Origin of the sequence: Bifidobacterium sp. W8110, from assembly GCF_016101375.1 — a bacterium.
GTDB lineage: Bacteria > Actinomycetota > Actinomycetes > Actinomycetales > Bifidobacteriaceae > Bombiscardovia > Bombiscardovia asteroides.
The window spans coordinates 27,192-41,970 of record NZ_JACFQO010000003.1 but is presented as its reverse complement, the minus strand read 5'-3'; the positions used below and the strand labels follow the sequence as shown (position 1 = coordinate 41,970).

Genomic DNA, 14,779 nt, shown 5'->3' with positions numbered 1-14,779 from the left:
ATCCGAAGAATGTGCGTCGATGTGGCATATAAGCACAATCGGCTTGCCAGCGTGAGCCAGGCTTTTACTCAGGCCCCGTAACGCTCCAGGTAGTCCCTGGCGGCATCGGCCGTGCTCCGGTCCAGGATGAGCGACCCATCCGAGCCTTTGATGGAGGCAGCCGCATCGAAAATCTGACGAACGTTGACGATGCTGATGACCGGGAAGTGGAATTCGTCCATGATTGACTCCACAGCCGAGCCCCGGCCTTGACCGGTGCGCTCCATCCGATCCACAGAGAGCACCAGACCGACTATGGTCACCTTGGCCTGGGACATGATCTTGGGTACCACCTGGCGAACCGCGGTCCCGGCGGTCATGACGTCATCCACCAGAAGCACCCTCATGCCGTCCCTGAGCTGGGTGCCGACCATGAGGCCTCCGTCTCCATGGTCCTTGACCTCCTTGCGGTCGAAGGTGTAGCCGACCGGCATCCCATGTGCCCCGCTCAGTGCAATGGCCGTGGAGACGGCCAGGGGAATCCCCTTATAGGCCGGACCGAACACCGTGTCGATGTCGGCGGGCAGGGTCCCCTGCTTCACGGCCTGCACGATGGTCCGGGCGTAGAACTCACCCAGCAGGGCGATCAGCCGTCCGTCGTTGAAGGCCCCCGCGTTGATGAAGTAGGGCGAGCGGCGCCCCGACTTCAGGGTGAAATCACCGAACTTGAGGGCTCCGCTCTGCAGCAGGAAGCTGGTGAAGCCCTCCTGGATGCGGCGGGTCTGCTCCTGGGCATCCCCGTCATGCCCGGCCTTGTTTTCAGCTGCGGATGCGCTCATCGCCAGCACTCCCCTTTCTTGAGCAAATCGGCCAGATCGGGCCGCTCGTCCAACAGATCGTCCAGCTCCCTGGCCACCCTCATGGGCGCCACAGGATCCACCAGGGCCGCAGCCCCCACCTCCACGGCGTTTGCCCCCGCATAGAGGAATTCCAAGGCCTTGCTTCCCGAGTCGATGCCCCCGATGCCGATGATGGGAATGTTGGGCAGTGCCTGGCGCACCCGCCAGACGAAGGACAAGGCAATGGGCAGGATGCAAGGGCCGGAGACGCCGCCGGTGCCTTGCGCCAGGATGGGTTTGCCCGTAGTAATGTCGATGCGCATACCTACCAGGGTGTTGATCAGGCTGAGGGCATCCGCTCCCCCATCCACCGCCGCCCGGGCCACCTCCACGATGTCGGTGACGTTGGGGGTCAGCTTGACCACCATGGGTTTGTCGGTCAGACCCCGCAGCCGGGTGATCAACCGGTTCAGGGCCTTGGCGTCGGTGCCCACGGACATCCCCCCATGAGAGACGTTGGGGCAGGAGACGTTGATCTCCAGCATATCCGCGGAGGAGTCTGCCAGGCGTTCCACAACGATGGCGTAGTCCTCGTCGCTGTGGCCGGCCACATTGGTGACCACGTTGGCTCCCAGGGCCTTGAGCCTGGGCAGTTCGTCCACCAGGTAATGGTCCACGCCCGGGTTTTGCAGCCCCACGGAGTTGACCATGCCGGCGGGGCTCTCGGCTGTCCTGGGCGTGGGGTTGCCTTCCCAGGGTACCGGCGAAACCCCCTTGGTGGAGATGGCGCCCATCTGGGAGACATCGTAATAATCCCCGCAGGCATCCAGGTTGAAGGTGCCTGAAGCGGTGCCCACAGGGTTCTTCCATGGCGTGCCGGCCACAACAGTGCCATGCCGCCAGGCGTGCGGTTCCAGCGGATCCATCGTTATGGCCGTCTGCGTCCCTGCGATTGTAAGCCCGCTCATCGTGCCCCCTTCTCGACCTGGTCTGCATCCCAGATCAGACGGTCGGCGGCAAAGACCGGTCCATCCTTACACACCTTGAGCCTGCCATCAACGGTGTCGACCACGCAGGCCACGCAGGTGCCGTAGCCACAACCCATACGGGACTCCATGCAGCACTGGGCCGGCAGGCTGTATTTGCGGGCCCAGGCGGCCACGGCCCGCATCATGGGCAGAGGTCCGCAGGTCAGGATGATGGTCCGCTCGGGATCGATGTCGCCGCGAACCCGATCCAAGAGGGTTATGACATCCCCGGAGGCGTTGTCGATGGACTCCAGCTGATCGGTCAGCGAGCCCATGATGGCATCGGCGAACCGATGGTCCCGGTATCCCAGCAGGGCGGTGGTACGCACAGCGGACCGGCCTTGAAGGCACTGCGCTGCGCGGATCAGCGGAGGAACGCCCAGGCCGCCGCCCACCAGCAGATAGTGAGCCGGCTTCTCCAGGTCGAAGCCATGGCCCAGGGGTCCCAGCAGGTCCACAGCCATGCCTGGCTGCAGGCGGGAGAATTCATAGGTCCCCTGGCCAACTACGGCGAAGATGATCTCAATCTGCTCGCCATCCAGAACTCGGCTGATACCGAAGGGTCTGGGCATCATGGTCATGCGATCGGCCGAGTAGAGGTTGATGAAGGCTCCTGCCTGGGCGTGGGCTGCCAGGTAGGGGTCTTGGATGGTCATCCGCCAGACCTGCCGGTCCAAGGGCTCCATGCCGGTGACCTGGGCCGTGCGGCGTCCGGGCATCCGGCCTGCCTGTCGGGCCTGATCCTCCACCCGGCTGGTGGATATGAAGAGGTTGGGTTTCATCGGGCCTCCTTGATCGCCTGATTGAGAGCGTCCTTCATGGCCTGTGCGGCTTGGCGGGCATCGCGGGTGACCATGCCAAGGGCCGCCTGAACGCTGAGCCGGGGGCTGTAGTCCGGATCCTTCCGCCATGCTGCGATGATCCCCCGGGAGGAGTTGACCACAGCGCCGCCGCCGGACCGGTCGAACATGGGTGCCACGTCGGCCGCCGAACCGCCCTGGGCTCCGTAGCCGGGGACAAGGAAGAAGGTGTGGGGCATGGCCCGGCGCAAAAGGGCTCCGCCCTCGGGATGGGTGGCACCGACCACGGCTCCAAGTCTGGAGTATCCTGATTCGCCGATGGAGGGCCGCCCCCAGGATTCGATCAAGTCACCCAGGTGCTGATAGATGGTGCCGCCACCCGAGTCGGCGTCCAGGCCCAGCTCCTGGATCTGGCTGCCTGAGGGGTTGGAGGTGCGCACCAGGGCGAAGAGGTCACCCTGGATGTGCTCGGCCGCCTGCAGGAAGGGTTCCACCCCGTCGGAGCCCAGGTAGACATTGATGGTCAGGGCATCCTCGTACCAGGGGAACCTCCCACCTGCTCGGGTCGGCCCACTCATTGTCTGTCCAGGATTGAAGGGCAGGGGAAGCCCGTCCAGGTGGGCGGCGTAGGCTTCGGCGGTTGATCCGATGTCGCCGCGCTTGACATCCCCGATGACGTAGAGGCCACGGTCTGCCGCGGCCCGGCAGGTGCCTGTGTAGGCCCTGATGCCCCAGGGTCCAAGGGCCTCGTACATGGCGATCTGCGGCTTGACTGCAGGCACCAGGTCGGCCACGCCCTCCAGGATGGCCAGGTTGAAGCGCAGATAGGCCCGGGCCAGGTGGTCCGCCCAGACAGCCTGGGCTTGCTCGTCTTGGGTCTGCTGCGGGTCCTTGGGGTCCAGACCCATCTGGGCCATGCTCCCGGCTGCGCGCTGTCTGGCCTGTTCGATCAGCTGGCTGGGCAGCAGTTCCGGTCGCGGATCCAGACCTACCACGGTCGGATTGTGCTTGTCCTCAATGAGCGCGGTCAATCGGTCCATGCTCAGATCCTTTCCCTGGTGATGACGCGGCTTGCGGGCAGTCGGGAGAAGACCAGACGCCCATCCTTGATGGTGGCCATGACCCGGCCGGACAATTCCGCCCCGGCGAAGGGGGTGTTCCGTGCCTTGGAATGGAAGCGGCTGGGATCAACCTTCCACTTGGCATCAGGGTCCAAGATGACCAGATCGACGGGCGGCTGGCCGGTGTCGCTGTGCCGGTCGGCCTCCAGCTGCAGATGACCGGCCTTACAGCCCCTGTTTGCCTTGTACGAGGGCAGGTCTTCAGGCAGGAGTCGATGCATGCCCATGAGTTCGGCCGGAGCCAGGGACATGAGCTCGATCATGCGGTCATGGCTGATGAGCCCGCTCTTGACCAGGACCTGGTTGCAGACCGCATAGGCAGTCTCCAGGCCGACGATGCCATTGGGTGCGTCCTTGAGCCCCAGCGCTTTCTCGGCAAGAGTATGCGGGGCGTGGTCGGTGGCGATCATGTCCACAGTACCGTCGGCTACGGCCTCAAGCGCAGCCTGTTGGTCAGCGCGGGAGCGCAGCGGAGGGTTCATCTTGGCCATGCTGCCGCAGCGAAGCAGGTCCTCGTCACAGAGGGCCAGATAGTGGGGCGCGGTCTCGCAGGTGACCGGCAGACCACGGGCCTTGGCCCGTCGGACCGCTTCGAATCCCCCGGTAGTGCTGACATGCTGCAGATGCACCCTGGTGCCGGTGCGTTCCGCCTGTTCGATGTCGCGATTGATGATGGCGGTCTCGGTTGAGGCGGGAATCCCTTCCAGTCCCAGTCGGCGGCTGATGGCACCCAGGTTGACCTGACCGTGCTCGTGGTGTTCGCAGTGATCCAGGATGGGCAGGTCGAAAGCCCTTGCGTTGGCGGCCACAGCCTCCAGGGTTTGGTTGGTTACTGCCGATCCGTCGTCGCTGATGGCCACTACGGGGTGTGCCCATCCGTGGCCGGGCAGGTGCCCCGACCAGTCGTCCGGGTTTGAGGCCTGACGGCCGGCCCGGTCCATGGTGGCGGCCACACAGAGGGCGTAGTCCACCGGCAGGCTCAGCCCGTGGTCGCGCTCGTAGGATTCCAGGTAGTCGATGACCGTGCACCCGTCAGCCATCCTCGCCTGGCCGTCCATGGCAGGTTGGGTGTTGGGCATGAGCAGTATCAGCCCGTAGCCTCCGGCCGCTGCGGCGGCTGTGCCGGTGACCATGTCCTCCTTGTCGGTCTGACCGGGGTCCCGCAGGTGGACATGCGGATCGACCAGTGCCGGGGCCAGCACCAGCCCCGAAGCATCTATCCGGTCCACATCTGCCGACATGACGCCGGTCTCGTCAATCAGCCTGCTGTCAACCGCCTGGGGAAGCACCAGATCGGCTGCCCTGCCGCTGCGCCAATCAGTCAACCCCAGCAGCCGCATGTCAGTCTTCAGCCTTCTCGTCGCAGTAGTCGCAGCGGTAGACCCCGGCAGCGTCCAGGTGGAAGCGCTGATCCACGCCGGTCTCCACCGTGGTGACGCAACGAGGGTTGACGCAGGTGATGACGTTGACCAGATGGTTGGGGCGGTCCGGCTGATGCTTGCTGACGATCCTGCCCTGTCGCACCACATCGACGGTGGCCTCGGGGGCGATGAATCCCAGGGCGGTCAGATCCAGATCCCCGGTCTGCTCGATCTTGATGATGTCCTTGGACCCGTACTTGCGACTATCCGTGTTCATGATCAGGGCCAGCCTCGTCTTCGCCGGGTCCACACGCAGGTAGTGCAGCACCTTCAGGGCTGTACCCGCACGAACGTGGTCGATGATGATGCCGTCAACAATGCTGGTGACCTTCATGCCGCCACCTCCTTCCGCTCGCGGTAACCGGGCAGCTCGTCACCCAGCAGGGCACTCTCCAGGGCCATTCTGACCAGCATGCCGTTGCGAACCTGCTGGAAGTAGGCCGCACGCGGATCATCGTCCACCTCCACGGCGATCTCATTGACCCTGGGCAGGGGGTGGAGGATGGCCATGTCGGGGCGCGCAGCCCTAAGCTTGTCGGCATTCAGAATGTAGGTGTCGCGCAGACGCAGATAGTCGTCCTCGTTGAAGAAGCGCTCCTGCTGGACACGGGTCATGTAGAGCACATCCAGGTCGCCGATGACCCCATTCAGGTCCCCGGTCTCCCGGTAGGTGCAGTCGGCCGAGGAGCGGATCCTCTCCAGGACGTATTCCGGGGTGCGCAGCTCATCGGGACTGATCAGGACGAAGTCCACGTGGCCCAGGCGGCAGAGGGTGGTGATCAGGGAGTGGACGGTGCGGCCGAAGGTCAGATCCCCGCACAGGCCGATGGTCAGGTGGTTCAGCCGACCCTTGCGGGCGCGGATGGTGGCCAGGTCGGTCAGGGTCTGGGTCGGGTGCATGTGTCCGCCGTCGCCGGCGTTGATGACCGGGACCGTGGCTGCCTTGGATGCCACCAGGGCGGCCCCCTCCTTGGGGTGCCGGATGGCCACGATGTCGGCGTAATTGGAGACGGTCTTCAGGGTGTCGCTGATGGACTCCCCCTTGGAGACGCTAGCCAGCTGGGCCCCGGCGAATCCAATGACCTGCCCACCCAGACGGAGCATGGCCGTCTCGAAGCTGAGCCGGGTGCGGGTGCTGGGTTCATAGAAGAGCGTGGCCAGGACCCGGCCGTCGCAGGTGTGGGCCACCTGGCGGCGGTGGGTGTCGATGTAGGCCGCACGATCCAGCAGGTCCAGGATCTGGGTCATGGGAATGTCGTCCAGGGTCACCACACTTCGCCCACGAAGCGGAACGGTATTTGCGGGGCCGGAACGAGAATCGACGGCGGAAGAGGTGTTGGATGCGTGATCAACTTGTTGGGACAACGGCTCACCTTCCTCAAGGTGGCCACCTTATGTGACCTGAACAAGCATACGACCCCGGATGGACCCAGGGTCAGCTCCCGTAGAAGAGTCGTTCCATGACCTGCCTGCAGCGGCGCATGGCCGCCAGCAGCTCGTTGACAAAGCGCTGGCCTCGGTGGGCCGGATAGCCCAGGCAGACGGCTATGCCCCCCAGAACCTGCCCGTCGTCCGGCAGAATGTCCGCCTGCAGGACACGTCCGGACCAGAGGAAGTTGGCGTTGCGGGCTGCGGTGCAGAGCACCCAGCTGCGGCGCAGGGCCTTGGCATCCTTGGCCTCGATAAGTTCCGCAGTCTCCAGGGCGTTCAGGGCGGTCAGCGTGCCGGTGACCTGTAGCTCAGGCAGGTCGTGGGCGTGACGCAGCTGGAGGAGCTGAACCGTCCACTCCACGTCGGACAGCCCTCCCCGCCCCAGCTTCAGATGCCGGTCCCGACGCACGCCGCGTGGCAACCGCTCCGCCTCCATCCTGGCCTTGAGACGGCGGATCTGCCCCAGCTCCTCCTCATTGGGCGGCTGTTGAGGGTAGCGAAGCGGATTGGCTATGCCCTCCAAAAAGTCCTTGGCCAAGCCGGCGTTCCCTGCTGCGAATCTGGCCCGGATCAAGGCCTGATGTTCCCAGGTTTCCGACCATTCGCGGTAGTAGCGCTGGTAGGAGTCGAGCGAACGCACCAGAGGCCCCTGACGTCCTTCAGGGCGCAGGTCAAAGTCCAGGTCGATACCGGGCTCCAGGCTGGCCGGTCCGGCCAGGACGGCCCGCAGGTCGGTGGTCACTCCACGGGCGAATTCGGCAGCCTGGTCCTGGTCGGCGCCTGATGCAGGGCGGTAGACCAGCATGATGTCGGCATCCGAGTTGAAATTGACCTCCCGGCCGCCGTAGCGCCCCATTGCGATCAAGGCCATCTCTGCCGGCGCTTGACGCGGTTCTTCGTCACCCGAACCTGTCTGCCCCAGACGGTGATTCACGGCCCAGTCCAAGGCCGCGTCAATGGCTGCATCGTAGACATCGGACATGCCCGCCAGGCAGGCCCGCTGATCGTCCACTCCGCTCATCCAGCCCAGCCCGATCCGTTCGATCTCCTGGCGGCGCATGGCCCGCACCGCAGTGGCGAACTCCTCCAGCGAGTCCGCATGCCGGGTTCGATAGGCTGCGGTCCGCTTGTCCAAGGTTTCCCGATCACGGGGGATCATGTCCTGGTCATGCCCCAGCCAGGTCACCGACTGGACGGACCGGGCCAGGGCGCCGGACAGGTAGCGGGAGTTGGACAGGATGTGGCATAGGCGGCGGGCGGCCGAGGCGGAGTCCCGCAGGAAGCCCAGATAGGTGCTCTTGCCGCCGAAATGTTCCTCCAGGGTTCGCCAGCCCAGGAGTCCCATGTCCGGATCCTGTCCCTCCCCCAGCCACTGGAGAACGGCGGGCATGAGAATGCGGTTGATCCGCGCCGAGCGGGTGACCCCTGTGGTCAGGGCCGTGACGTGGCGAATGGCTGCATCGGGGTCGGCAAAACCGATGGATGCGAACCGTGCGCGGGCCGCCTGGGGGCGCAGACTGACTTCGTCCTCGTCCACCTGGGCGTTGATGGGCAGCATGGGGCGGAAGTAGATGGCCTGATGAAGGTTGCGTACCTCTATCCTGGTGGCCTGGTATTGGGCCAGCATCTGGTCGGCATGCAGGCCGAAGGCTCGGGCCAGCCGTCGCAGAGCGCGGTTGCTCTCCAGTTCCTCAAGGCTGGGCGGCCGCTGACCAAGGGTGCCTGAACGGTTGATTTTCGGGAAGAGATGGGTGCGACGCAGCTGCCACATCTGCAGGCGATGCTCCATGACCCGCTCGAACCGGTAGTCATGGTCCAGCTGGTCGCCGTGTTTACGTGAAATGTAGCCGCCCTTGGACAATGCCTGCAGGGCATCAAGCGTCGCCGGACAACGCAGATCGACATCGCTGGAACCATGGACCAGCTGGAGCATCTGAACGGTGAATTCAACGTCCCGCAGCCCTCCCCGGCCCAGCTTGATCTCACGCTCCTTGCGATCCTCCGGTATCAGCCGCTCAACCCGCTGGCGCATCCTCTGACAGTCGTAGACGAAGTTGGGACGCTGGCAGGCACCCCAGACCAGGGGGGCGACCATGGACGAATAGTCCTGGCCCAGGGCCTTGTCGCCAGCGACCGGACGGGCCTTGAGCAGGGCCTGGAACTCCCAATTCTCGGCCCATTGGGCATAGTAGTCGGCGTAAGAGGCCAGACGGCGCACCAGGGGGCCGTCACGTCCCTCGGGCCGCAGGGCGGTATCAACCTTCCAAAGCGGCGGCTCAATCGATCCGGGAATGACCGCCTGGCAGACCCGCTGCAGGAGGACGGCCATGGCAGTGCCCACGGCAATGGGATCGGCTCCGTTCGTATCCACCCCCGAGGCAGGCTCCACTATGTACATAAGGTCCACATCGGATACATAGTTGAGTTCCTGGGCACCGAGCTTGCCCATGCCAATGACGGTCAGACGGCATGAATCCGCATTGGGAACCTGACGATTGGCGATGCTCAGAGCCCCTTGCAGTGCAGCGTCGGCCATGTCCGACAGGGCCCGGCTGATTTCTGGCTCCGGCTCCAGGGGATCCTCAGATGCCAGGTCCCGGGCCATGACGGCAGCCAGCTGCAGCCGGTATTCGAACCGCAGTGCATCGGTATAGGCCACCAGCGGGGGCTCTGAGTCCGAATTTGTCTTCACCTTGTCCAAGGCGTCAAGAACCCGCTTCTGCCTGGTTTCCGCCGTGCAGTCAGCAAGGTGGTCGGGGTCTTTGGCGGCCGCCTCTACCAACTCCGGCCGCGAGCGCATCAGTCGGCCCATGGCCTCCGAGGCCCCCAGCACCCTGATCAGTGACTGGGCCGCCTCTTGAATTTCCTGCGGGGATCCGGCCAGAAAGCCCGGCCGGTCTCCCTGCGGAAACTGCTCCAGAATTCGTATCAACCCAGCAAGGGCTTCGTCAGGATCACAGGCCTGGTCGAGGCTCTGGACCAGGGTTTGTTCCAGCTCCTGATCGTCAACCAGACGGGCAAGCCGATCCAGCCGGAACCGGGCCTTGTCCAGGTCGTGCAACCCAAGGTGTATCAGGGTCGAAGTGGTCGGTTGCGCCGGATCTTCCATGACTCATCCCCTGCCTTTGCTAAGGCTCCGCGACGACTCTGATGTCCCGGAACCGGTACAGGCATTATAGGGGTGACGGGTCGTCAGCCCCCTGTGGCACTCCAAGAATGCGCAGTATATGGTGAAGATCAGGTTGGGCCATGAAACTTGCCGCCTTCCCGCACCGCCTCAGCCAGAGAGAGGATACGATAGCCAATGCCGGCGGAGCATAGGCGACTCCGCCATTCGCATCGACAACGCAACGAATCCCGAAGTAGTGGTCCTGGAGGCATTCTGAACACGACCTGGGACGTGTTTCCAAATCCCCATGGGGAGACTCTTCAACACATGCTTTTCCCTGACACCATCGTTTCCATGGAGGTGCTCCCTGCCCGCCATCCATTATCGATTCCGCTCTGTGGCGGCTATGATAGCTGTCTATAGCATCCACGAACACATTGATGTGCGAACAAGTCCGCAGGTCGATCATCGTAGAGGAGCTGACCTGGAATGCATGAAATGCCGCCTTGTCCGTCATGCAGTCCGCCAAGGCGCTCAACTACATCAAACGCATGCGTACCAGGGCCGCGTCATTCTCCGGTCTGCCACGATTTGTTGGACGTTTTCGCGGTTTTCGCACGCATAGCAGTCATACGCGGCGCCAGAAAGGCCTTACCCGGGCAATCATGTACGAAGGAACCCTGGAATGCAGCTGACCGATATCATACTGACCATCGCCTGTGTCTTGATAGGTTTGGTATGGGGGGTGATATGCGGACTTCTACCGAAGAAAAACGACCGACTGACCGATTCGCAGCAACGCTGGACACCGGTCCTACCCCTGGTCGGTGTCGGCCTGGTGGTGATGCTCATTCTGCTGGGGCATGATCTGGCCTCCTGGATAACCATCGGAGGGATGATCCTTGGGCTGTTGATTGGCATGATACCGCCGCTGCACAAAGCCGCGCTCAAAGCTCTGCCATGGCTGAGACCCCGCAATGACGATTGAGGACGAAGCGCAACTGAAAGTTGAGAACCACGCTCGCTCGATCATCAATGCGGGGCACAATACACCGCTTTTATGCCGTCAACTCTTGTCGCTGGAGGACTCTGGGTTGGCGCCTACCTGCCGGAAGAGGTGACGGACGTTGTGCCAGATGCGCCTGGTGACGCCGGAATGGTTCATGGAGTAAAGGTGGATGCCATCCACCCCATGGGCCACCAGGTCGGCGATCTGCTGTGAGGCGTATATGATGCCCGCCTCGCGCAGGCTGGCCCGGTCGTCGCCCCAACGTTCCAGGATGGACTCGACCGCAGCCGGGATCCGCGCCTTGCAGACCTCGCTCATGTGCCGTACCTGGCCCTCGTTGGTGATGGGCATGATGCCGGCCTCAATGGGCACCTGGATGCCGGCTGCCCGTGCCCGGTCCAGAAAGTCCAGAAAATCGGCATTGTCGTAGAAGAGTTGTGAAACCAGATGATCCACGCCGGAATCCACCTTGATTCGCAGATTCTCAATGTCCTCCTCGGGCGAGGCGGCCTCCGGATGGGTCTCAGGATAACAGGCCCCGTATATAGACAGGTTGGGCCGACGGGACCGGATGTAGGCGGCAAGGTCGCTGGCATGCTCGAAGACCCCGGCAGGCTCACGGCCCTCCACGCTGTCGCCTCGCAGGGCCAGCACCGCTGCCACACCTGCATCGTCGAACATGTCCAGTGCCTGGTCGATCACCTCGCGGTCAGCGTACTGGGCGGTCAAGTGCGCCACGGCTGGGATGCCGTACTCGGTATGGATGGTCTTGGCTATGCGGGCCGTGGCCGTGCGGTCCGAGCGGCGGCCGGTCCCGTAGGTCACTGAGATGAAATCGGGCATCAGCCCTTCCAGCCCATCCAAGGTGTCATAGATGGTGCCCACCGGGGCATCGCGCTTGGGGGGAAAGACCTCCAGGGAAAAGATAGGCTCATGCATGATCCGACTCCTGACTGGACGATAGCTCCGCACGCACCTGATGGGCGGCGGCCACCATGTGCTCCAGGCTGGGCCAGGTCTCCTTGTCGTTTCGGGTCTTCAATCCGCAGTCGGGGTTGATCCAGACTTTGGCCGCATCCAGCTTCTTCAGGATGGCGTGGATCCGGTCCACGATCTCCTCGGTGGAGGGGACGCGCGGCGAGTGGATGTCGTAGACTCCGGGGCCCGCCTCGGTCTCGAACCTGGCCTCCTGGATGGCATCCAGTACGGTCAGGTCGGAGCGGGAGGCTTCGAAGGAGATCACATCGGCGTCCATGGCATCAATGTCCTTGATGATGTCGTTGAACTCCGAGTAGCACATGTGGGTGTGAATCTGGGTAGTGGGTTTGACCCCGGAATGGACCAGCCGGAAGGCGGGAATGGCCCAGTCCAGGTATCGGCTGTGCCAGTCGGAGCGCCTCAGCGGCAGCTTCTCGCGCAGGGCGGCCTCGTCGATCTGGATGATGCGGATGCCCGCAGCCTCCAGATCCAGGACCTCGTCACGGATGGCCAGGGCCAGTTGTTGGGTCTGCTGCTTGTGATCGATGTCCTCGCGGGGCCAGGACCAGTTGAGGATGGTCACCGGACCGGTCAGCATGCCTTTGACCACATGGTTGGTGCGGGACTGGGCGTATGAGGACCAGCGCACGGTGATGGGCCGGGCGCGGGAGATGTCCCCCCAGACGATGGGAGGCTTGACGCAGCGGGTGCCATAGGACTGGACCCAGGCATTCCGGGTGAACAGGTAGCCCTTGAGGTTCTGGCCGAAGTACTCGACCATGTCGTTGCGCTCGAACTCGCCGTGGACCAGAACGTCCAGGCCGATCTGCTCCTGGTGGTCGATGACCTGGTCGATCTTGCGGGCGATGAAGTCGTCGTAGTCCTCCTGGCTGATCTCCTTCTTGCGCAGGCGGGCCCGCTCGGCGCGGACCTCGGCGGTCTGGGGGAAGGAGCCGATGGTGGTGGTGGGCAGCAGGGGCAGACCCAGCTCCCGGGCTTGGATCCTCTGGCGCTCGGGCCGGGCCGGGGTGCGCACAAAGTCCTCGTCCTTAAGGCCGGCCAGGCGCTGCTGCACCTGGGGGTCGGGCTGGACGCGGCTGCCATCGAAGAGCTTCTGGTTATCGGCAAGGGCCTTGCTGGAGCGACGCTGGTCCTCATCGGCATCGGCCAGCCGGGCCAGGTCGTGCAGTTCGCCCAGCTTCTCCAGGGCGAAGGCGAAGTGGGGCCGCACGGTGTCGGCATCCAGCCCATCCTCGTCGGCCACGGTGTAGGGCACATGCAGGAGGGAACATGCGGTGGAAACCACCACGTTCGAGGTCACCTGGTGCAGGGCATCCAGAAGGCCCAGGCTGACCGCGTAGTCATTGCGCCAGATATTGCGTCCGTTGACCAGACCGGCGAAGATGGTGGTTCCCTCGGGCACGCCGTGCTCCTTGAGGGCCGCCAGATTCTCATCCCTGCCCTCGACCAGATCCAGACCGATCCCGTCGAAGCCCAGTTCAGCAAGCCGGTCGTAGCAGTCGCCCACATGGCCGAAGTAGGTGTTGAGCAGAATACGGACCTTGCCTTGGTCACTCTCGCGGGCATTGAGGATTGGCTCATAAAGAGTTCCGAAGAGGTCCAGGTCGCCCTGTTCCTTGTCCAGAACCAGGTAGGGCTCGTCCAGCTGTACCCAGTCGGCGCCAAGGCTGATGAACCGCTCCAGAATGGTTGCATAGGCCCTGGCCAGGTCCCGGACCAATGCCGGGTCGGGATCCAGCAGCTCGCCCTGGGGGCCGCGTGCCAGCTTGAGGAAGGTATAGGGGCCGATCAGCACCGGCTTGGCGGCGATGCCCTGCTCGCGCGCCTCCTGGAACTCCTTGAAGGGCTTGTCGCCTTCCAAGGCGATTCTGGTGTCCTGGTCGATCTCGGGAACCAGGTAGTGGTAGTTGGTGGTGAACCACTTCTTCATAGGCAGGGCCGTCACGTCACCCTGCTCCCCCTGGTAGCCGCGGCCCATGGCGAAGAGGGTGTCCTCGGGGCCCAGGCCCAGGTTCCGATAGCGCTCGGGCACGACGCCCAGGAGGATGGAGGTATCCAGGACCTGGTCGTAATAGCTGAAATCGTTGACGGGAATCAGGTCGACGCCGGCCTCCTGCTGAAGCTGCCAGTGCCTGGACCGCAGGTCGGCGGCCGTGCGCCGGACCTCGTCCAGATTCCGTTCGCCCTTCCAATAGCCCTCGATGGCCCTCTTGAGTTCGCGGTGCGCGCCGATGCGCGGGAATCCGGACACGGATGTAATCGCTGCCATGAAACCTCCCAGTTTCGTCCTGATGTCTTCGGTCAGCCTATCAGCGGCGGGGTGAGGCGGGTAATTGGTGCAAATAAGGTGTCGCCATAACCTGAATCGATAACGACATAACAGCAGCCACGGGATTACCGGTCGCTAAGACTGCCTATAGAGGATTTCCACGGCTTGTTCTTCCGGTCAGTCTTCAAGATCCTGGGGCCCAAGAATACCAAGCAAACGGGCCTGGTGGGTTCCCCAGTCGGTCAATGGTCGCTCAGACCCCAGCACGACCATAGTGGCCGGAGGGAGTCCTAGATTGAGCAGGTCCAAAAGGTCGGGGTCGGAGTTGTCCTCGGCCAGCCACTGTGAGCAGATAGACATGGTGGGCTCATGACCCAGGATGAGGACCCGGCGGTCACGGTCCTCGGTCTGCGCCAACTGGTCGAAGACCGCCTGCATGCCGGATTCATAGAGGGATTCCCGGTAATCGACACGCGGCCCATCCCCCAGGGGCTTGAGCATGCCGTCCAGGGTCTGACGGGCCCGAGGCGCACCCGAGCAGATGATGCGGTCGGGCACCAGGCCCAGAGCGGTCAATCCACGGCCCATGGTCCGGGCCTGCCGCTGGCCCCGGTCGGTAAGCTGACGGCTGCGATCGCCCTGTGACCCCTGGCGTTCGGTCTTGGCGTGACGCATGAGCATGAGGGTTCGGCTGCACCGCCGCAGATCCTCTGCCTTCAGACCCTTTCGCAAACCCATTCATGCTTCCTTTCCCGACAATCTCATCAGTCGCCA

At 63.7% G+C, this 14,779-nt stretch carries 12 protein-coding genes; 1 reads left to right on the top strand and 11 read right to left on the bottom strand.

The features are described 5' to 3' along the window. Positions 1-68 precede the first annotated feature (68 nt). The 8 genes from pyrE to H3T88_RS06150 all read right to left on the bottom strand — a co-directional run bounded on the left by pyrE (position 69) and on the right by H3T88_RS06150 (position 9,728). Entirely contained in the window at positions 69-818 is a 750-nt protein-coding gene (gene pyrE, locus H3T88_RS06185; RefSeq protein WP_232347216.1) for an orotate phosphoribosyltransferase, read from the bottom strand. Continuing rightward, positions 815-1,786, bottom strand: coding sequence for a dihydroorotate dehydrogenase (locus tag H3T88_RS06180; protein ID WP_198203963.1), 972 nt, complete (start codon positions 1,784-1,786; stop codon positions 815-817). Before H3T88_RS06180 ends, pyrE begins: the two co-directional genes overlap by 4 nt. Next, positions 1,783-2,628, bottom strand: coding sequence for a dihydroorotate dehydrogenase electron transfer subunit (locus H3T88_RS06175; protein WP_110417227.1), 846 nt, complete (start codon positions 2,626-2,628; stop codon positions 1,783-1,785). Before H3T88_RS06175 ends, H3T88_RS06180 begins: the two co-directional genes overlap by 4 nt. Continuing rightward, positions 2,625-3,686, bottom strand: a complete 1,062-nt coding sequence (gene pyrF, locus H3T88_RS06170; RefSeq protein WP_198203962.1) for an orotidine-5'-phosphate decarboxylase — start codon at positions 3,684-3,686, stop codon at positions 2,625-2,627. The genes H3T88_RS06175 and pyrF overlap by 4 nt, the downstream gene beginning before the upstream one ends. A 2-nt stretch (positions 3,687-3,688) precedes the next feature. Beyond that, complete coding sequence (locus H3T88_RS06165) at positions 3,689-5,107, bottom strand: dihydroorotase (protein ID WP_198203961.1); 1,419 nt, start codon at positions 5,105-5,107, stop codon at positions 3,689-3,691. 1 nt (position 5,108) lies between these two features. Beyond that, positions 5,109-5,522 carry an aspartate carbamoyltransferase regulatory subunit gene (locus H3T88_RS06160; protein WP_015021856.1) on the bottom strand — a complete coding sequence of 138 codons (414 nt, stop codon included), beginning with the start codon at positions 5,520-5,522 and terminating at the stop codon, positions 5,109-5,111. Then, complete coding sequence (gene pyrB / locus H3T88_RS06155; RefSeq protein WP_258326880.1) at positions 5,519-6,460, bottom strand: aspartate carbamoyltransferase; 942 nt, start codon at positions 6,458-6,460, stop codon at positions 5,519-5,521. The genes H3T88_RS06160 and pyrB overlap by 4 nt, the downstream gene beginning before the upstream one ends. Before the next feature lie 163 nt (positions 6,461-6,623). After that, positions 6,624-9,728, bottom strand: a complete 3,105-nt coding sequence (locus H3T88_RS06150) for a bifunctional [glutamine synthetase] adenylyltransferase/[glutamine synthetase]-adenylyl-L-tyrosine phosphorylase (RefSeq protein WP_198203960.1) — start codon at positions 9,726-9,728, stop codon at positions 6,624-6,626. Between the two features lie 685 nt (positions 9,729-10,413). On the opposite strand from H3T88_RS06150, the gene H3T88_RS06145 reads away from it, so the two are divergent. Next, positions 10,414-10,716 carry a hypothetical protein gene (locus H3T88_RS06145; RefSeq protein ID WP_198203959.1) on the top strand — a complete coding sequence of 101 codons (303 nt, stop codon included), beginning with the start codon at positions 10,414-10,416 and terminating at the stop codon, positions 10,714-10,716. 78 nt (positions 10,717-10,794) lie between these two features. Here the strand turns inward: H3T88_RS06145 and metF are convergent, their stop codons facing one another. From metF to H3T88_RS06130, 3 genes are all read right to left on the bottom strand, one after another. Next, on the bottom strand, positions 10,795-11,676 hold the full coding sequence (metF, locus tag H3T88_RS06140) for a methylenetetrahydrofolate reductase [NAD(P)H] (protein ID WP_198203958.1): 882 nt from the start codon (positions 11,674-11,676) through the stop codon (positions 10,795-10,797). Next, positions 11,669-14,005, bottom strand: a complete 2,337-nt coding sequence (gene metE, locus H3T88_RS06135) for a 5-methyltetrahydropteroyltriglutamate--homocysteine S-methyltransferase (RefSeq protein WP_198203957.1) — start codon at positions 14,003-14,005, stop codon at positions 11,669-11,671. Before metE ends, metF begins: the two co-directional genes overlap by 8 nt. 177 nt (positions 14,006-14,182) lie before the next feature. Further along, positions 14,183-14,743, bottom strand: coding sequence for a SixA phosphatase family protein (locus H3T88_RS06130; protein WP_198203956.1), 561 nt, complete (start codon positions 14,741-14,743; stop codon positions 14,183-14,185). Positions 14,744-14,779: the final 36 nt, after the last annotated feature.